Genomic DNA, 20038 nt, shown 5'->3' on the forward strand with positions numbered 1-20038 from the left:
AACATTCAATCCACGGGCGTCAGCCGCAGCACCACCACCCCGTGCGCAGGAATTTCTGCGGCCAGCGGTTTGCGGGTGTCACCCTCGCGGTCCTGCCACAGGTCTCGCCAATGGAAAGTGGTCTGCGCGAAGTCGATCTGGTGGTTGCTGATGTCATCCTTCACCAGATGTGCACGCCAGTCGTGGCGGTACTTTTGCGCGATATCCGCGCGATTCAGGAACATGAAGCCCCAGTCGCCGCCCGCCAAGGGTTTCACCCAGATTTCCAGATCGCCCTCGTCGATATATTTCATCGCCTGGATGCCCAGCGCATCCTGATTCAGAGCGATGATGTCGCGGTTGGTGAGGATCTGGCGGGTCTGTTCACTCATGGTGCGCAGGTCGTTGCCGGCAATCAGCGGCGATGCGAGCATGGCCCAGATGGAGAAGTGCGCGCGGTCTTCGTCCGCGGTCATGCCATTGCCCACCTCCAGCATGTCCATATCGTTCCAGTGACCGGGGCCGGCATACTTGCGCAGGCCTTCCTGCTTGTCGAGGATGCGCAACACCCCCCAGGACGACCAGGAGCCGTGGCTGAATTCACAGTCCCAGCAGGGGTAGATATCGCCGGTGGTACGCCAGGTGTGGCCGATATCTGTGGCCCAATCCCAGGGCTTGTTGTCGCCCCACTCGCAAATACTCAGCAGCATCGGCCGCCCGGACGCGTGGATGGCATCGCGCATGGTGGTGTAGGCGCCGATGGGATTGATGTTTTCGGTATCGCACCAGTCGTATTTCACATAGTCGATACCCCAGTGGGCGTAGGTGAGTGCATCCTGATATTCATGCCCACGGCTGCCCGGGCGCCCCGCGCAGGTAGTGGCGCCGGCGTCGGAGTATATTCCGAGTTTCAGCCCTTTCTTGTGCACGTAATCCGCGAGCACTTTCATGCCCGAGGGGAAATGCTCTTTGCTCGGCTGGATATTGCCTTGCGCGTCCCGTTCTTCGTGCCAGCAGTCGTCGATATTGATGTATTCGTAGCCGGCGTCTTTCATGCCACTCTCGACCATGGCATCGGCGGTATCGCGAATGATCTGCTCATTGATCTCGCAGTCGAAATGGTTCCAGCTGTTCCACCCCATGGGCGGTGTATCCGCCAGTCCCGGCGACTTGACGGCGCTGGCGGCATGGCTGAACAGGGCGGCCAGTGCAATCAGCACTGAGGACAATAAAGTCTTGTGGGTTGTTGCTCGCATTTTTCTATACCTCGTAAATCGTAGAAAAGTAAAAGGTCGCTTCAGATGTTGCCCTCCATTTGAAAGTGCAAAAAGACACCGGTTGGATCGTGACAATGCGCCCGGCCCAAGACCAGGCGCACGGCCTATTCTGAGAGTTATAGGTTACTGCTGGTTCAGTGCCCGGTAGAAATCCGAGCGTTCCATCAACAGGTCGCACACCGGTTTGTGCAGGTCGATATGAATGGTATTGCCCTCTTTGTTGGAGCCCGGCGCGCCGGTCTCTGTCAGGGTCTGCTCTTCCGGCGTGATGGCACAGTACATCTGGTAGCCATCGTTATTCGCGGTCCAGGCACCCGTGGGTTCACCATATGGCCCCGCGCACCACTGACAGCCATCCAGTGGCGTGCCGCCGTTGCCCCATTCGAGCCCGGACAACTGCCAAGCATGCAGACCGCCGATTACATCCTGATGCTCTTCGGCCTTGGCAAACCAATCCACAAACCGGTCATATCGGGTTTGCAGGTCTTCCGCCACTGAGGCCTCCGATGCAACAGGCCAGCTGAATTCGCCAAGATAGGTAGGCTTGTTCAGAGCACGCCCCACTTCCGCCAACAGGTCGATATTTGCCAGCACTTCGTCGTCCGACATATTCCACGCAGTGGGGTACATATGGGCACTGACGGCGTCAATGGTCGGCAGATCGTTCACGGTAGTGACAAAGTCGAAGTCATCGCCAGTTCCGTTGTGACCGAAGGAAGATTCCGTACCCAGTGAAACCAGATGGTTGGGGGCCAGTGATTTGATATGGCGTGACATTTCGTCAGCCCAGTTGCGGAAGATTTCCGCATCACAGCCGCTGGCACAACGGGGCTCATTGGCCACCTCCCACATCATGATCGCCGGGTCTTCCGCATAGGTGTAACCGGTGAGTGGATTGTGGTGCTGTAGAAGCTCGGTGATGAAGGCCTTGAAGTTCGCGATGGATTCCGGGTTGGAATAGTGGTTTGAGCCGTAGGTCTCCAGGCTACCGAAATAGTTCCAATGATCCGCCAGTGACAACACCAGTTTGATGTCGTACTGGTGGGCCAGGGCCACATAGTTGTCGAACAGTTCGAAACTGCGATCCACAATCGCCTGCTCCTCGGCTGTACGTTCAGCTTTGGTCAACAGGAAGCCGTCGCCGGTCTTCATGTTGATACAGACACCGTCATGGGTTTTGCTGTCGTTACAGAACATCCAGGTCCGCACCGAGGTCATGCCCAGATGATGGGCGCGTTTGAAGAAGTCCTCGGTCATCGCCTCCGGCTTGTACATCAGGTAGTACTGGTTGGAGCCGTTAAAGTAGAAGGGGCGATTACCCAGCGCAAACTGGGTACCCAGAGTATCCACGTAGAAGGGCCCCTGAGCCTCACCCACCTGTACTCGCAGGGATTTTTTCAGATTGGTTCCGGCTACGCCAAATTCCAGATCGTAAAGACCATCACCGCTACTGGGAATGGTCAGAGGACTTTCACCATTGTATGTCTGGGTACTGCCGCCGTTGACAGAATAGGTCAGCGCTCCGGCTCCGCCCTTATCAAAATCCACCACGATATCACTACCGCTGGAAAGATCGTCAAATGGCTGTGGGGAGAGAATATCGAGGCTGCCCAGAAAATTGACACACAAGTTGTGCACGCTCGCCCAGCCCCAATCGCCATTGCGATTGGTGATACCCGCGCTGTGTACACCCGCACTCAGTGAGTGAACGAAAGTTTTTTCTGCAGGCGTTTCTGGCGGGGTATCCGGCCATAGCATTCCCGCAATACCACCTTCATCCAGCCTATAGGAAACATACTTGCTTCCGCCTTCGGTGCTGTAGGTGAGAACCACCTGATACTGTCCAGCCTTGTCGAGGCTGAAGGTCCAGTAGGCCGCACTGCCAATTTCACCATTGAGTTTTGCCCGATCGCCATCTATCTCGGCGCCACCCTCGAGCGTTACGTCGGTGGCATCGAAGCAATCACCGGTCAGCGCCTGCATGGCTGTCACCAGGAAACTGGCTGAAGCCTCGCCGTGATCGGCACTGTCAAAGAGTGCGGAAAGATTCACGGTCTGCCCGCTAATGAGAGTCCCGATGTAGGATTCGTTCAGCGTGAGACTGCCGTTGTCCCAGCTGTAGTCGCTGCCGCTTTCCAATACTAGTCCGTCTGCCTGCAAGCCACTGAAAGTAAAGCTGCCAGCATCTACCGCAAAACTCAGTGCCGTGGGTGCATCCACATTGACCGTCTGACTATCCGGGGTGATCTGTGGCATTTCTACCGGTGCACTGTCCAGGCGCAGCTCAAAGCCGACGGACTTGTTGCCCAACTGGCTGTCTGCAAAATGTGCGTTAAAGCTGTGGACTCCCAGAGAAAGGCTGCCGACAAACCCGCTATTGAGGGTCAGGCTACTGGCGCTCACCGAATAGTCCGTGCCCTGCTGCAGGCTGGTGCCGCCCAGAGTAACGCTGTCGAAGCTGTAGGAACCGCGGTTCAGACTGTAACTGACGGATTCCCCACTGCCGAGGACCAGATTGCGGGACGCGGGGCTGATCGCGGGATCTTCCGGCACCACTTCCGAAGGGGTAACCCGGACTTGCTCCAGGAATATATAGCCCCAGTTGTTGCCACCGCCGTCGACACCCAGCTGTTGCTCGCCAGCGCTGAGGTTGACGGTCATTGTGACGGTTTCCGTTGTGCTGGTAACTTGAGAGAGCACCTGCTGACTGCTGCTGCCCACGAAAAAGGTGTTTTCCTTTTCACCGTGGGGCGATTGATAGTCAAACTCGACAACATATTCGCCGGACATGCTCGCGTAAAAATTCCACACTGCGCTGCCATGCTGCAGGTCGATCTGCCCACCGTTCAGCCCGGCACCACCACTGAGTACCGCATCGGTTACCGGCAGGGTCTGCGCATCACTGTTTACGTCCACGACGTTTATAGAAACCGTAAGCGGCGCGGCGCTGGCGAAGTTCAATTGAAAACGGTAACTGCCCGGCGCCAGAGTGCTGAGGTAATCGGCGCTCAGTACCAGGTCAAATCCATTCAGCGAGAATTCATTACCATCGAGTGAGGCACTCAGCGTAGTGTTTTCCACGGACATCAGGGTGTCGCCATCGGTATTCAGGTTGAATACCGCATCGGCACCGTTGGCCAGATTAAAGCTGCGGGTCGCCGGCGAAACCACCGGTACCGGGTCGGGATCAGGTTCGGGGTCGCCACCGGCGATGCAGTCCTCGATAAATTCCCAGGGCCCCCACTGCTGGCTGCGGTCGGGCGGCGAATCCTTGATCCACCACTTGGCCTTGAAGTGCGCACTGTCGTAGGTGACCAGTTCACCACCGACATATTGGTTGCCGGCATCCCACGCGGGCGCGGAACAGGTATCGGCCTGGGCCATTATTGGTAACGACAATAAGGTGGCAACCACCAAGGGTAGCCCGGTTTTTCTTCTTAACATTTCACTCACCATTACTTTTATTGGTTTTGAGTACGGAGTGAGTTGACCGTTAACTGCGCGCGCTTCTCTCGATTCACGCAAGCAATTACTTCCTGCCCGGCTAACACACGATAGGATTCATTCCTTTGAAGCACCACAATCCCTGATGCGCAGTGACCCGCGCACGGAAAATATCGTTTTTAGTACCGCTGAATTTTGCGTATGGATAGACACGCTTTTTCGGTTTGCACGATCAGGCGCGCAAACAAAAATTATTAATTCGCTTTTTAGGGTGTTCGCAATGGAACCAATACTGAAAGCAGCCGCGTAAAAATGCCTCCGGCGAACCGGAGGCCAATGTCAGAATGTCTGACGTGCGGTAAGGAGAGATGCAATCCTCTCCGGACGCCGTGCCGGTAGAGGATTGCGCACAAACATCAGAATCTGGCGCGCACACCCAGGGTGTAGCGAGGTTCATAAACACTCTGCCAGGCCTTCTGATTTTCCCACTGGAGGTAGTAATCCTCCGTTTCTCCTGTGAGATTGGAGCCGTTCAGATACACGGTGATATCGTCGTTGATGTCGTAACTGACGGATGCATCCACATAAGCGGTGGGTGCCTGCATCAGGGTCAACCCGGGCGTGCCCCAGACCTGATCAAAGGCCACCACCCGCTCACTGCGGTAGTTGTAGGCGATACGTGCTTGCAGTTTGTCGTCCTGATACCAACCGACAAAGTTGGCGAGTTTTTCCGAGTTGTCTACAAACGGCAGGTCATTGCCGTCGATATCCTTTTTACCGGAATCGCTGGGGGAATAAGTGAAGTTGGCATCCACACCGAAGTTACCCCAGACGCCGGGTAGGAAGTCGAAGGCCTGTTTTACCGCTACTTCCACACCACTCAGCTCACCGCCATCGCCCTGTACATTGGTTTGCACATCGGTGGTGCGGCGCACCACGCCATCCTGGTCCGGCAGGTCCATTTGTATCGTGCCGCTCTCGATAAAGCTGTCCACTTCCACCAGGAACAGACCGATACTCACCATGCCGGAATTACCGGTGTAGTACTCGAGCGACAGATCAAAATTGTCCGCGCGCCAGGGGTCCAGTTCCGGGTTGCCATTGGCGTTGGCTCCGATCACTTCAAACACGCCGGTTTCTGAATTAATCGCGTAGGTTGGCGACAGGCCGCCACCCCACTGTTCCAGATTCAGCGGGGAGGTGGTTTTGGCATAGGCCGCGCGCAGAATCAGGTCCTCGCGCAGGTCAAACGCCAGGTTCAGGCTCGGCAGCAGGTCGGTGTAGGAGCGGCTGGTGACAAAGGCGCCGCCATCCACTTCCGGTGCACCGTAGTCACGGGAACTGCCCACGACGCGCTGCTCCACTTCGAGATCGGTCTGTACCGCACGCAGGCCTACGTTGCCGGTTACCGGTACGCCCAGCTCGGTTTCAAAATTGGCTTGCAGGTAAGCGGAGGTTTCCTGCAGATTCACGGCATAGGTCTGGCCGGGGATCACAGCCCGCTGATTGTTGGCGTAAAGCGAATTCTGGAACGCCAGCACGTTGTCCATGGCGGATGGGTTCAGGGTGTACACACCGGGAATACCTGTCACGCCACCGAAGTCGGTGACCCACTGTACATCGCTGCCGAAGGACGCCAGGGAGATCGGTTTGCCGGCGGTATAGTAGGTACCATCACCGTCGCCAAAGGAGCAGGCACCGCCACTCATAACCACGTCGGTGGCCTTCCAGCGCACCAGGCAACCGTCATCGCCAATCGGAGCCAGCAGGTGGTACTGGGTATTTTCCGCGCCGCGATCGGAGTATCGCAAGCCGGCGTCCATCGAAGTGAAGAAGTTCTGTTCGGCAAATTCGTAGGAGCCATCGAAACGGGCGATGGTCATATCGCCTTCGCGGTCGTAGTTGTTTTCCGAAGACACCGCACCAATGGAGTAGCCGTCGAGATTCCTGACAAGATCCGGCACACCGCTCCAGTGTGGCTGATCGCCGCGATAATCCACAGTGATGGACTGGTAAGGGTCGCTGTAACCGCCCGGGTTACTGGCCTGAGCGCCGCCTGCATACTGCGGATACTGCACACCCCACTGGCTGCCGTCCGCCATGTCGATATCCACATAGCTGTTCAGACGGCTCTGCTCTGCCTCGCCGTATACCAGACGCGCGCTGCCGATAAAGGCACCGCCGTTGTCGTAGTTCAGTTCAATGTTGACGTTGGTGGACTCGGACTCGGTTACTTTGACATCGGAATAGGATTTCAGGCGACGACCATTGGCCTCGTATACCTGCACGGTGTTGATATGATCGGCGGCCTGGGAGGAAACCACCGGATCGGCCCAACCCCACTGCTGCCATTTGTCGGAGATGGCAATACCGGCGCTGCGATCGTGTTCATCCATCTGCGTATAGAAGAATTCTGCGACCACATCGAAGCCGTTGCCCAGGTCTGCCTGCAGCGAGCCGTTCAGGCCGAGACGTTCGCGCTCGACAAACTGGTTGTAGGCGCTGTGGCCCTGATAGGCGATGTAGCTGTCATCCAGGTCGCCATCGCCATTCATGTCGTTACCGTGGTAATTCCAGTTGTCTGCATCGGTGCCCGCTTCCGACGGCATCCCGGACCAGCCCGCATCGGAACCGCCGCCGGCCATGCCCATGTAATAGTTGGCGAGGTTGACGTTGGAAGCAGAGACGGACAGCAGCGTGCCTACGCGATCATTGTTCCAGGCGAATAACCCGGACAGGGAGCTATCGGTTTCTTCAGAGTCGCGGCCGGTCTGCCCCTCTGCCGAGAAGGCCGTGGTCACGCCGCTGTCGAAGTCCATCGGGCGATGGGTACGGAGGTTAACCATACCGGTGATGCCGCCAGAGAGCTGGGACGCGGTGGGCGACTTGTAGACATCGGCGCCGGCAAACAGCGGCGCGGGAATATCGTTGAAATTGGGCTGTACGGTGGTCACCGAACCCGCTCCCATATAGGACTCGCCGTTCAGCGTGGTCATCACCTGCGGCATACCGCGCACGTTGATGGAGCTGCCCTCACCGGCGGAGCGGCGGATCTGGATACCGGTAATCCGCTGCAGAGAGTCGGAGATGGTGACATCCGGCAGTTTGCCGATGTCTTCCGCCACAATGGAGTCGACGATGGAAGAGGCATCGCGCTTGGTATTGATCGCGGTCTCCTGGGACATACGAATGCCCTGCACGATCACCTCTTCCAGCGCCTGGTCTTCCTGGGCTGCCACTAGCGGCGATACCGACACACCGCAGGCCGCAATACTGGATGCCAGGACGGCCTGGGCAAACGGAAGTTTCTTAGCCAACATTTGGTTTCCCTCATTGTTTATTATCTTGTAGCTGTCCCGTACCCCGCATCAGGGGCCGGATGGCGCGATACCTCATCATAACGCCAACTTCCGGGCGGTCTTTTCGCCCGAAAATGTAACCGGTTACAAAACTTCAAAGACAAATGGGCCCTAAGCCCTTTCATTTACTCTCTTCTTCCGTCTGGCTATACGGCCTGCACTTGTTCGAAGTACGAGCGCACCATGTAACCGGTTCCATTTCGACTTTATTACAAGCACGCCGACAGTGCAAACCTTTTACAGGGCGCCGAATAACGCCCCATAAAAGCACACAGATTCGTTACAAAACCCGCAGAACCAGGTGTAACCGGTTACACAATCTGTTTCAATAGCAGACAGTAGCGCCATTCCCGTAAGCGGGATCAAGAATTCCTGCCCCCGCAGGCGGGTACCGGTACGATTCCTCAAACCACACTGGCGGCAACCCAAGCGTCGGGACCAGACATCGAGAACAACACAGGAATCCAATCTATGACACACCCCGCCTCCACGACGCCGTGGCAGTTACTGCAAAGCGCCCGCGCCCGGCTCGCGCAGACCTCGCTGAACACGCTGTTTGCGGAGTCCCCACAGCGCGCGGATCAGATGACCCTGAGCACCGCCGGCCTGACCCTCGACTACAGCAAGAACCGCATCGACAATGAAGCGCTGGTTGCGCTACAGACGCTGGCGGAAGCTCGACAGTTGCCCCAGAAAATTGACGCCATGTTCCGCGGCGACGTCATCAACCGCACCGAACAGCGTCAGGTGCTCCACACCCTGCTGCGCAGCCCACGGCCGGGTCTCACAGGCGAACAACAAGAAATCCGCAACGCGTGGAAAAAAATTGCCAATTTCACCGACGCGCTGCACCGAGGAGAAATCCACGGCATCACCGGCAAACCGCTGACCAATATCATCAATATCGGCATCGGCGGCTCGCATCTGGGGCCAGCCATGGCAAACCTGGCGCTGACGCCCTACCATAAACCGGGCATCCGTGTACAGTTTGTCTCAAATGTGGACGCCAGTGATCTGGCGGAAAAACTGCGCGGTGCCGACCCGGAAACAACGCTGTTCATCGTCGCCTCAAAAACCTTTACCACCCAGGAAACCCTGGCAAACGCGCAAACCGCGCGAAGCTGGCTGCTGGAAAAGACCGGCAACAGGGATGCAGTAGCAAACCATTTCGCTGCCGTGAGCACCGCCATCGATCGCATCGCCGAGTTCGGCATCCCTCCCGAACATACTTTTCCCATGTGGGACTGGGTGGGCGGCCGTTACTCCATCTGGTCCGCCATCGGTTTGCCACTGGCGCTGGCCATCGGCAGCGACCGGTTTGAAGAGTTTCTGCACGGTGCGGCGGCCATGGATAACCACTTCCAGCTGGCGCCACTCGCGCAGAACATGCCAGTAATACTCGCGCTGCTGAGCTTCTGGTACCAGAACTTCTGGGGTGCTGACACCCTCGCACTGCTACCCTACGACCACTACCTGCGGGAATTCCCCAGTTATGTGCAACAGCTGGATATGGAGAGCAACGGCAAATCCGTGCACATGGATGGGGAGCCGTTTCCACAGCCTGCATCTCCGATCATCTGGGGTACCGAGGGCACCAACGGTCAGCACTCCTTCCATCAGTTGTTGCACCAAGGCAACATTCTGGTACCGGTGGACTTTATCCTGCCACTAAAAAGCCACAACCCAACCGGAAATCACCACGACCTGCTGGTCGCCAACTGTTTGAGCCAGAGCCGCGCGCTCATGGTGGGCAAAAATCTGCAGCAGGCGCGCGACGAGCTGCTCGCCACCGGCATGGACGAAAAGCAAGCCGATGCACTGGCCCCGCACAAGGTGATGCCGGGCAATCGCCCCAGCAATACGCTGCTCACGGACCAACTCTCCCCCTCCCGTCTCGGCGCACTGATCGCACTCTACGAACACAAGGTGTTCGCGCAGAGCGTACTGTGGGATATCAACGCCTTCGACCAGTGGGGCGTTGAACTGGGCAAGCAGATCTGCGATGACTTACTACCGGAAATCGCATCTACTGGTGAATGCCAGCGATTCGATGCCAGCACCAACGCGCTGCTTGCCCGCTACAAAGCCGCGCGCAACCAGAGCTGAATCCCCCCACAACCAAAAATGAAGAGAGAAAAACTGATGAAAATAAATGCCCTTTCTTTCAGACTCAGAGCGACCACTGCCAGCGCTATTGTCGGCAGTCTTGCCCTCGGCGCCTGCACGGCTGACATCAATGTCAGTTCCACGACCGCCGCACCGAGTGCCTTCGTGCAGGTACAGGATGGAAAATTCCAGCTTGCGGGAGCGCCCTATCACTATGTGGGTACTAACTACTGGTACGGCGCTTATCTAGCGGCAACGGATAAAACGCGCCTGATTCGCGAGCTGGACCTGTTGCGCGCACGCGGCATTACCAATCTGAGAGTACTTGCACTGTCTGAGCAGAGTGCACATTCCCGCAGTGTTTCACCCGCAGTCATCAGCGCGCCAAACGAGTACGATGCGGACCTGCAAGCAGGCCTGGATATTCTACTGGCAGAAATGGCGGCAAGGGATATGAAGGCGGTGCTGTACCTCACCAATTTCTGGCAGTGGTCCGGAGGTATGTCGCAATACCTGGTGTGGCATGAAGACATCGCACTGGACGATCCGGATATCAGCGGCAAGTGGGACGAATATATCGAAAACACCACAGACTTTTATCGCTGTGCGCCCTGCCAGCAGCAGTACCTGAAGGCCGCCGGCAGCCTGATCGAACGAGTGAATTCCGTTACGGGAAAAACGTACAAGAACGACCCCACCATCATGGCCTGGCAGCTCGCCAATGAACCCCGCTCCGGCGGCGCCAACTACGATCCCGAGCGCGCCGCCGACTATATCCGCTGGGTACACAACTCCGCCGCCGCTATCAAATCATTGGCGCCGAGCCAGCTGGTAAGCAGCGGCAGTGAGGGGCTGGCCGGCAGCCAGGAGCAGGCAGAAGTGTATGTGAGAGCCCACGCCAGCGATGCCATCGACTATCTCACTGTGCATCTGTGGATCAAGAACTGGGGATGGTTCGATGCGACGAACCCAGAGCAGACCTACGGGAGCGCACTGGAAAAGGCCACCCGCTATCTCGACTCTCACGCGCAGATCGCCGACGACCTGAACAAGCCGCTGGTACTGGAAGAATTTGGGGTGGAGCGCGATGGAGGCAGTTTCTCACCGGACAGCGGCACCGAATACCGCGACCGTTTCCTCACCGCCATTTACGCCCGCATTGAACAGGATATTGCCGAAGACGGCCCCTTCGCCGGCTCCAATTTCTGGACCTTCAGCGGTTACGGCCGCAGCGGGAATCCAGAATATATCTGGCAACCGGGCAATGATTTTCTCGGCGACCCACCTCAGGAGCCGCAGGGACTCAACTCTGTTTTCGACAGCGATAGGAGCACGCTGGAAATTATTCAGGCGCATGCATCCAAGCTGAATCCGTCAGAGAAAACGGCTGGCACTCATTAAGTTAAAGGCAAAGTGGCAGGAGAATACCTGCCACTTTGCTTGAGAAAATAACATAATGGGTGCTTCATCGTTCCAACAAGAGGAAACAAATAGGCACCGTAATCACCACCACTCCAAGAATGGAACGAGTAAGACCACTAAGCCGAGCAAAACTGCGCATGATAGGAGAACACATATCGGCAGTTCCCTGATTATGAATAATCGTAGCAAGATACCAAAGTATAGTATTCAGAGCAAAAACTACAGGAAGAAAAACGAAAGCACCGATACCGAAAAACCACGTTTTCCACGAAGTAATTTCAGCGTCACCAAATGCAAGAATTACCTTACTCAATATAATACCAAACGATAGAAGCCCAATATCGAACGCGATGAGTAATAGCTTGTTGGCACTTCTTATAAATACAGTATGTAAACATGGAAAATTTACTGTAAAAATACCAAACCCCAGAGACGTAAATCCAAAAACGCCGATCACATTCCAAAGCTCAGGACTAACCCCCTGACTCATCGCAGTGTCGAAATAATCCACCGCTCTGAATCCCCGAAACCACTCAACCACGAAAACATACGCTGCTGCGGGCAGCATCCACCATAATGATATGATCCAGTAATCTCGCCAACCTCCACTAGGCAAAAAATCATCCTTATGAAATACAGATACGGCTCGCTCAATTTTCAAACGACACTCGATAAAAAACTCATTTTGACTAATCAAAATCTTACGCCCTCCATACACGACAATCTATCAAAAACCTACCAACTCAATGGCTCACCCAAAAACTCCATTAGAAGTCAGACCACCGCTAGTGAAATCGGCGATAATTACACTAAGAGACAGGAATGAAAATCTGAGCTCACTATATAGGCACGTGGCGGCAATGAATTTTTTCGAATTACCTTAAGTGGTAGCGACAGTGTGACTTACTATCGTTCTTTTAATTATACTTGTGCAAATTTAGACTGAACATTCGCAAGTCCCCAGCTCACTATTCAACCGTAACACTTTTAGCTAGGTTACGCGGCTGATCTACATCCGTACCCTTAATAATTGCCGCGTAATAGCTCAGCAACTGCAATGGTAACGTGTAAATAACTGGTGCAAGCCACGAGTGAATATGTGGTACGTTGATGACGCGCATGGTTGCATCGGATTCAAACTTGGACTCAATATCGTAACCGTCCGGTAATCCCGTCTTTCAATCCGATTTCCGCGCTGTAATTTAGGTGTCCACCTATCAACAAGTGGACACCTATTATGAGTGACATCATCCCCGTTAAGACTCCCGTTAAGCGTCGCCGGCATTCCCCGGAGCTTAAGGCCAAGATTCTCAGAGCTTGCCAAGAGCCCGGTACGTCCGTCGCGAGTGTTGCCCTCCAGCATGGGATCAATGCCAACCTGATCCACAAGTGGCGGCGCGAAGCCGAGGGTAAACAGAAGCCTGCCGAACAGAAGTTTGTTCCAGTACCACTGCCCGCACCGCCTGGGGTGGCAGACGACGTGGTCTTTGAATTGGCCGGCATCAAGGTGCGCTGGCCGCTTGCCCAGATCGACCGTGCCATTCCCTGGCTCCGGGCATTGCAAGCGTGATCCAGTTCGATGAGATCTGGATGGCCACCGAACCAATGGATATGCGCGCTGGGCCGGATACGGCGCTGGCCCGTGTCGTGCAGGTGTTCGGTGAAGCTAAGCCCCATAGTGCCTACCTGTTTGCCAACAAACGCGGTAACCGCATGAAGGTTCTGGTGCACGATGGCTTTGGCTTGTGGTTGGCGGCGCGTCGCCTGCACCAGGGTAGCTTTGTTTGGGGCAAGCCCTGGCAAGGCGAACGGGTTGCCCTGACAGCGGAACAGCTGCAGGCACTGGTGATCGGGCTGCCCTGGCACCAGGTCGGTCGCGATCACCGGATTGCTCTACTCTAGCAGCCCCTTTCTGTGGCCAACACAGCCGTCAAAACGTCCTATCTGGTAATCACCATGGGCGGTGAAATCTGGCAGGATGCCGGCCATGACAACACCGCCCGATCTCAACAGTCTCAATGCCAACCAGCTGCGCCAACTCGCGGCGCAGTTGCTTGCTGAGTCGGCGGAAGACAAAAAGCGGCTTCATAACCAGCAGCTGCTGAACGACAAACTCAAACACGAACTCGCCATCCTCAAGCGCCATCACTTCGGCAAGAGCAGCGAAGCACTCAATGCCCACCAGACCAGCCTGCTGGACGAGCTGGTGCAAGCCGATATCGCCGCTGTAGAGATGGAGCTAATCAGATCCGCTGCTTCAACTCCTCAGCCTGCGAAGCGTCAACCCAAACGGTCGCCACTTCCTCCCGAGCTGCCGCGCCAGATCATTGAGCACGAGCCGGACAACACTCAGTGCGACTGTGGTTGTCAGCTCCAGCGCATCGGTGAAGACGTCAGTGAAAAGCTTGATTACACCCCGGGCACCTTCACCGTAGAACGCCATATCCGCGGAAAGTGGGCCTGTAAACGTTGCGAGCGCATTACCCAGGCACCAGTGCCGCCACAGATCATCGACAAGGGTATCCCCACCAGTGGTCTGTTGGCACACCTGCTGATCGCCAAATACGCCGATCACCTGCCGCTCTACCGGCAGGAGAAGATCTTTGCCCGCGCTGGTCTAGCCATCTCCCGTTCCACCTTGGCGGAGTGGGTTGGTCGCTGCGGTGTTGCCTTGCAACCCCTGGTTGATGCACTGCGCAAAGAACTGCTGCAGCAGCCGGTTCTCCACGCGGATGAAACCCCGGTGCCCATGCTGGCACCGGGCAAAAAGAAAACGCACCGTGCGTATATCTGGGCTTACTGCAGTACCTCGACGGCAACCGTCAACGCCGTGGTCTATGACTTCGCGGAGACCCGTGCCGGTGCCAATGCGCGCACCTTCCTCGAAGGCTGGCAGGGCAAGCTGGTGTGTGACGACTACAGTGGCTACAAAGCCGGCTTCAGTAGCGGCATTACCGAGATCGGCTGCATGGCCCATGCTCGCCGGAAGTTCTACGACCTGCACTTGGCGAACAAAAGCCAGATCGCCGAACAGGCATTGCAACAAATACAGAGGCTCTATGACATCGAGCGGGAAGCCAAAGCGCTTACCGCTGAAGCGAGAAAGCAGCTGCGTCAGGAACATTCAAAGCCAATCCTGGAAAGCCTCCACCAGTGGCTGATGCAGCACCGACAAAAGATGCCCAATGGATCGGCGACCGCCAAAGCCATAGATTACAGTCTCAAGCGTTGGCAGGCGCTGACGCGCTACTGCGACGACGGCGCTGTTCCCATCGACAACAACCATGTCGAAAACCAGATCCGACCGTGGGCCTTGGGGCGTAGCAACTGGCTGTTCGCCGGCAGCTTGCGTAGTGGCCAGCGTGCGGCAGCGATCATGAGCCTGATCCAGTCAGCCAAGCTGAATGGTCATGATCCCTATGCGTATCTGAAAGATGTGATGCAACGATTGCCGACGCAGCGCGCGAGTGCCATTGGCGAATTACTGCCTCATAACTGGGCGATCGCTGACAAGGTGTGATGCCCGGACGCTTACTTTAGAAAACAAAAAGTTAACCTATTTTTGGCGAAAATTTCCAGAATGCCGGTTGACCCTCTATTTCAGCTTGTGATGTTTGCGGAAGTACTGCCGCTAATGCAAACTTACCCATCACTAAAACCCGGTGGCATCTAAATTGCCCACATTGAGGGGGGGGGAAGACTGGCCGCTTACTGCGCTCTATCCTCTCAGTATGTGGCTTCGACATCGACGATTTGCACTTGCCAAATGGTATCCGTGTTGGCGTCATGGGTGCGACTCCATTATTCTTGGGGATTCATCGACACACACCAGAACCAACTGCTCACTATTTGCTGGAGTTAGAAAATCGCTATTCCTCACAATGAGGTGATTCTCCTTGCTTAATTCTATCTCTCAGGACGCTTTCAACTCGCAGAGTGTCAAGGTAGGACAAATCACGGCCTAAATTTACACGGCAATACCAGTCCTCTGTTGTTTCAAAGATAATTACATTTACATATGCGCTGATGCCTCCGCCTCCATGTTGAACCAAAATCGCACCGGACTCATTTGAAGAAAATGCGAATACTAGTCTTAAGTTTGGCTTTTCCGACAAAATATCTCCCGTGTCGAAGAATTCCCCGAACTCAGCGATACCGCGATTCATTGGATCCATTTTATCAACGTATTTATTAAAAATTTGACTCATCCCTTGTGGAAATTCAGCAACACGATAGAGTATTTTAGTTTCGCCACGATTAAGATTGTTCACAGTTCTTTGATAAACTGTTTCATCAACGGCCAGCGCGAAACTTGATGTAAAGGCAAGCGCAAAAATAAATTTCTTAAACATAAAAAATCATCCTTAATTCTAATGTTAACTAATGAGAGATAGAATACTTAGTATTCAAGTAAAACAGCAAGACATTTTGCTGGCTTGTAATTAATACATTCGATGATTTTATTCCACTGACGTCTTGCATTCAAATTTTCAGCTGAACTCTGAAAGCGTGGAATATACTCACAGCCTTGTGTTTCGGCACAACTTTCGATTGGTTATAGATGAGCATGACCATCAGGTTGAAAAATTCCACCTATAAGTGCTGACATTTTCCTGGCTGCAAATCTAGCATGGATCACTCTTGATCATGTAATCGCAGTTCGCTAGTGCGTATCACCTGGTCGGCATCAATGCCGAACCTACTAACTTGCCTATTCAGTATCAATTGTAGCCTTCCTTCTAAATCGCGCATTTAATTTTACCAAAATTACATGGATTATGGGATCCGTTGATATATATGTCACTTTTTAAGTTGAGCTTAACATTAATGAAATATATGTATGTGATACATCTAGGCACCGATCTGCGTTTTCACGATCTTAAACATAAGGAATTGTCATGAAAAATACTAGCAATTTTACATTCCGGTTAGTTTTGCTCACTTTTGCAATTGGCTCGCCGGGGATTGTATTTTCTAGTTCTGAAAAAACAACGGCGATCGAATTTACGGAAAACACAATGGCTCAGAATACCTTGAGACATCCAGTAATAGAGTCGGAATTAATGGCACCCAAATCAAAGTCTATGAAGTCATTTCTCGACGGCTTAGATGGCGAAATTTTCGAGCCCCAAGGTATACTAAATATTAATGTCTTATCGATGGCAGAGTATGAACGTGTCTTTGTTAAATTCCCAGTTAATATAAATCATATTGAGCATAAGGAAGAATTTTCACTAGAAACGGATGAAAATCACCCAAGTCTTATTATGAACTATGTCGGGAATGTTGATTCAAAAAATGGTCGACGCTCAATAATATCCATCGATCCAGAAAGTGGAAACGTTGTAGGAACAATCCATCACGATGGAGAGTTATACAGAATCAAATCTGCGCGAGGCAGCAAAGAAATCTATTTTTATAAGATTCGCAAAGAAAAAATCTCTAAAGAATTCATCGGAAATAAAAAATTTGTCATGCACCCAACTGTAAGAGATGAGTACTTTGAGTTAAACAAGATCCATGAGCGAAAATTAATGCGTGACAGCATAGATCCCAGTCTTATTCGGTCAAGGGAATCTAACTTTCACTCGTATTTGCAGTTGATACGAGGGAATATTGGAAAAATAGATCTCCATTCTTTGGTTAATAGTGGGGACAGTTATATTGAGGAGACAGTAAAAGGGTTGTCACCGTTTCTTCAAATGTCAGGAGATGAGCATTTTGAAATATATAACATAGAAGGCGACCCAGAATCAGATGGCAATTTTGTCATTGAATTTAGACAAATGAGTTACGGGATACCTATTAATGAAATTAATAGGATAGAAGTGGAGTCTTCCACCGGAAATATTGTTAATATAAATTTCAAAATATATGATTCGGCGAAAATTGAACATAACAGACCAGCCTGGATTGATGAAGGAGCTGCGCTAAACATCGCGTTTAATGCCATTGGAATTTCTAATGGTTCACAAAAAGATATGGCGTCATTCAAGAGGCATTCTCTCTTTTTTCAGCCTGGCTCAGATAAATCGCTTCACCCATATTGGCGGTTCGTATTTACATCTAAAAAACATATGACGGTTGGCCATAGTGTAGTTACCGTTGACGCTATTTCTGGTGAATTTAGAATAGACAATGGCGGAGTTCATGCGGATTACGAAGCCCGCACTAAGGTTTGCATTAAAGATTACGGGATTCCTCTTGAATGCCCAAAGACTACTGGCAATGACCAATCACATGTTGTGGCATACGAGAAACCTAACCCAAATATTCCCGATCCTGAAGAGATTAATGCCATCATAGGCTGGGCTGAGTCGCCGTTTGATCCTAAAAAATATTCTGATCCATTTTGGATAATTAATAATGCTGAAAATAATTGGAATTTGGTGGATGATATTGTCTGCTGTTTTCCTGGTGAAATAAATGTAGTCTTGGATACTCCTGTATCGAATCCTGTTTATTGGCCATCAACAGATACTATACTTTTCCCCCCCAAAGATACCGCTTCTCAGGCCTATATACAAAATGGAGAGTATTATTCAAGCCAAAAGGAATTGGTTGTGCATGAGAGAGCCCATAGGCTCATGATAAAGCGAAATCCAGATTTTGGGGAAGATGCTATAGGTGGAAGACTAAATGTGTTTCTCCGCTCGTTAGGGGAAGGACTGGCAGATGTTATGGCAGCTACTACTGACGGAAGAAGCACCTGGAAGTCTGACTGGGTTTTCGGTGATGGTTTTTCTAGTGTGCCTAGAGATGCGAAAGTTAGTAAAAAATTTCTGAACTTCAGCAGTTCCAAATCCTATCATGAAAATGGGACTATTTTTTCAAATTTCTTTTACCGAGTGAGTCGCAAAGAAGGCGTCTCTTCAAGACTCACATTAAAACTTGCCATGAGAGTTGGATATCACATCAAAGATGAAGATTCAGATGGATATGACTGGACAGATTTCTGGGTAGCACTGGAAGCATCCGTAAAACATATTAATAATGCCGATTTAACTGAAGCTATTTCAGAGACATGGAGTGAAATGGACCCACAAGGTACAGCTGTTCCTTCTATTCCTTTGCCTCCCCCTTCTATTTGGGGTTCATTTGTCGGATGTGAAGACTATGGTGGCCGGGCTATCGACCTCCTCGAATGGACCGATGTTGCAACAAGCTATGCTGTTTACTATAGGATTCGCGAAACGGGAGTTTGGATGTTAGAGCATACAACAACTGATAACAATGGGTATGCTTATACTCCAGTTGATATCGAGTGGAAAGTGAAATCTTGTGAGACGGGAATTTGTGGTCCTCTTTCAAGTGATAGTTATTTTCAGCGCTACGATTGCAGATATTAGTAATTATGAGCCGCCCCACGAAACGCGGGGCGGCTCATATAGAAATTTGCCCTTGCTTTGTAACCGATCGAACAACATATCACACCGAGGCCTACTGACTCGCTGTCTACGCTTAACCGCCAACGTCACCGCTGGACAGCCCAAGACTCGCTTCCGGGTGGTGACCAGCCTTGCCCGGGTGGGACTTGCACCCACGGGAAACCAATGCGCAGTTTCCGTCAATCACATCCGTATTAATCAACTTCCTCTGCGCCGTAACCGTTCATTTTAGAGCGTCATTCACCAAGCCAATACTCAACACTATTCTGGCCACCGTCAACAACACAGAGGCCAACCATGAATTCTACAAACACCCATACCTCGCGCCCGCGTCGATCCGCAGAACAATGGCAAGCACTCATTGACGAATGGCAAGACAGCGGCATATCCGCCGCGCAGTCATCCAAAGGCTAGTGAGAATTCTTGAAATACCAGAAGACTTTCCCATCTTCTCCAGTTCTTCGAGGACGATGAGATTTTCCTATAGCGCGTGTTCTGAGAGACCACCTTATCTCCATTGCTACTGGCGATTTCGACTTGGTTTTTCTTATCACCCTCCTTGGTCGTCGATTAATACTTTGCAGTACTCCCCATTTTATTTTTCGAGTCCTGGGCAAGTGCTACCACTGCCGGTTGGTGCGGTACTCATTAAGCCACCGATGCCATCATCGAAGCCGCCCGAGTCAGCAATCAGGACATCGGAGTAACCGAGCTGATTTTTCCACACAACTGGAGGATTTCTCCATACGAGTGGCAGGTTTGGCATTAATGAGCAACGAGAGGTATCCTGCGGCGGCGTTATCCAGCCGATCTAGACGGGTGTTCATAACGCTTAGGTGTTCTGTTTGCATTTCGTCATTCGGAATGTTGGCACCCTGGACAGAACAGTATCAAGAGGAGGCACTAGCTGTGGCACAGTTTTCCGAAAAAAATAGATATATTCCAGGCGTACGGGACATTAGCTCTCACGACGATTTCTTGTCGCAATGTCCTTATCTAATTCTTCGGTGCAATTTTTTTCAGCGCCCCCTCATAGGAGATTCGCACTGCCTGATTAAATTTC

General features: G+C 52.7%; 11 protein-coding genes. 6 read left to right on the plus strand and 5 right to left on the minus strand.

Annotated features, from left to right (window positions below):
- Positions 1–5 precede the first annotated feature (5 nt).
- The 3 genes from FDY93_RS16215 to FDY93_RS16225 form a co-directional block, all read right to left on the minus strand.
- Entirely contained in the window at positions 6–1235 is a 1230-nt protein-coding gene (locus FDY93_RS16215; protein ID WP_138236810.1) for a glycoside hydrolase family 27 protein, read from the minus strand.
- 144 nt (positions 1236–1379) lie between these two features.
- Positions 1380–4700 (minus strand): X2-like carbohydrate binding domain-containing protein, encoded by a 3321-nt coding sequence (locus tag FDY93_RS16220; protein WP_171019016.1) that lies wholly within the window; start codon positions 4698–4700, stop codon positions 1380–1382.
- Positions 4701–5116: 416 nt separating this feature from the next.
- Complete coding sequence (locus FDY93_RS16225) at positions 5117–8020, minus strand: TonB-dependent receptor (RefSeq protein WP_246068617.1); 2904 nt, start codon at positions 8018–8020, stop codon at positions 5117–5119.
- Positions 8021–8530: 510 nt separating this feature from the next.
- Between FDY93_RS16225 and pgi the strand changes: the two genes are divergently transcribed.
- On the plus strand, positions 8531–10165 hold the full coding sequence (pgi, locus tag FDY93_RS16230) for a glucose-6-phosphate isomerase (protein ID WP_138236812.1): 1635 nt from the start codon (positions 8531–8533) through the stop codon (positions 10163–10165).
- A 36-nt stretch (positions 10166–10201) separates the two neighbouring features.
- Positions 10202–11566 carry a glycoside hydrolase 5 family protein gene (locus FDY93_RS16235; protein ID WP_138236813.1) on the plus strand — a complete coding sequence of 455 codons (1365 nt, stop codon included), beginning with the start codon at positions 10202–10204 and terminating at the stop codon, positions 11564–11566.
- Between the two features lie 64 nt (positions 11567–11630).
- On the opposite strand, the gene FDY93_RS16240 is transcribed toward FDY93_RS16235, so the two are convergent.
- Positions 11631–12284 carry a hypothetical protein gene (locus tag FDY93_RS16240; RefSeq protein WP_138236814.1) on the minus strand — a complete coding sequence of 218 codons (654 nt, stop codon included), beginning with the start codon at positions 12282–12284 and terminating at the stop codon, positions 11631–11633.
- Positions 12285–12824: 540 nt separating this feature from the next.
- Here FDY93_RS16240 and tnpA point away from each other — a divergent pair.
- The 3 genes from tnpA (at position 12825) to tnpC (ending at position 15107) form a co-directional block, all read left to right on the plus strand.
- Positions 12825–13157 (plus strand): IS66-like element accessory protein TnpA, encoded by a 333-nt coding sequence (gene tnpA / locus FDY93_RS16250; protein WP_138236815.1) that lies wholly within the window; start codon positions 12825–12827, stop codon positions 13155–13157.
- 20 nt (positions 13158–13177) lie between these two features.
- Positions 13178–13489, plus strand: a complete 312-nt coding sequence (tnpB, locus tag FDY93_RS16255; protein ID WP_220446223.1) for an IS66 family insertion sequence element accessory protein TnpB — start codon at positions 13178–13180, stop codon at positions 13487–13489.
- Between the two features lie 85 nt (positions 13490–13574).
- Positions 13575–15107 (plus strand): IS66 family transposase, encoded by a 1533-nt coding sequence (gene tnpC / locus FDY93_RS16260; RefSeq protein WP_138236817.1) that lies wholly within the window; start codon positions 13575–13577, stop codon positions 15105–15107.
- Between the two features lie 349 nt (positions 15108–15456).
- Here the strand turns inward: tnpC and FDY93_RS16265 are convergent, their stop codons facing one another.
- On the minus strand, positions 15457–15939 hold the full coding sequence (locus FDY93_RS16265; RefSeq protein ID WP_138236818.1) for a hypothetical protein: 483 nt from the start codon (positions 15937–15939) through the stop codon (positions 15457–15459).
- A gap of 546 nt (positions 15940–16485) precedes the next feature.
- On the opposite strand from FDY93_RS16265, the gene FDY93_RS16270 reads away from it, so the two are divergent.
- Complete coding sequence (locus FDY93_RS16270) at positions 16486–18936, plus strand: hypothetical protein (protein ID WP_138236819.1); 2451 nt, start codon at positions 16486–16488, stop codon at positions 18934–18936.
- Positions 18937–20038: the final 1102 nt, after the last annotated feature.

The sequence above is a fragment of the Microbulbifer harenosus genome, from assembly GCF_005771435.1.
Classification (GTDB): domain Bacteria; phylum Pseudomonadota; class Gammaproteobacteria; order Pseudomonadales; family Cellvibrionaceae; genus Microbulbifer; species Microbulbifer harenosus.

Excerpts from the sequence above, each read along its gene's own strand:
- FDY93_RS16215 (WP_138236810.1), bottom strand. The coding sequence starts at position 1,235 with ATGCGAGCAACAACCCACAAGACTTTATTGTCCTCAGTGCTGATTGCA.
- pgi (WP_138236812.1), top strand. The coding sequence starts at position 8,531 with ATGACACACCCCGCCTCCACGACGCCGTGGCAGTTACTGCAAAGCGCC.
- FDY93_RS16265 (WP_138236818.1), bottom strand. The coding sequence starts at position 15,939 with ATGTTTAAGAAATTTATTTTTGCGCTTGCCTTTACATCAAGTTTCGCG.
- FDY93_RS16220 (WP_171019016.1), bottom strand. The coding sequence starts at position 4,700 with ATGTTAAGAAGAAAAACCGGGCTACCCTTGGTGGTTGCCACCTTATTG.
- tnpC (WP_138236817.1), top strand. The coding sequence starts at position 13,575 with ATGACAACACCGCCCGATCTCAACAGTCTCAATGCCAACCAGCTGCGC.
- tnpA (WP_138236815.1), top strand. The coding sequence starts at position 12,825 with ATGAGTGACATCATCCCCGTTAAGACTCCCGTTAAGCGTCGCCGGCAT.
- tnpB (WP_220446223.1), top strand. The coding sequence starts at position 13,178 with ATGGCCACCGAACCAATGGATATGCGCGCTGGGCCGGATACGGCGCTG.
- FDY93_RS16235 (WP_138236813.1), top strand. The coding sequence starts at position 10,202 with ATGAAAATAAATGCCCTTTCTTTCAGACTCAGAGCGACCACTGCCAGC.
- FDY93_RS16270 (WP_138236819.1), top strand. The coding sequence starts at position 16,486 with ATGAAAAATACTAGCAATTTTACATTCCGGTTAGTTTTGCTCACTTTT.
- FDY93_RS16225 (WP_246068617.1), bottom strand. The coding sequence starts at position 8,020 with ATGTTGGCTAAGAAACTTCCGTTTGCCCAGGCCGTCCTGGCATCCAGT.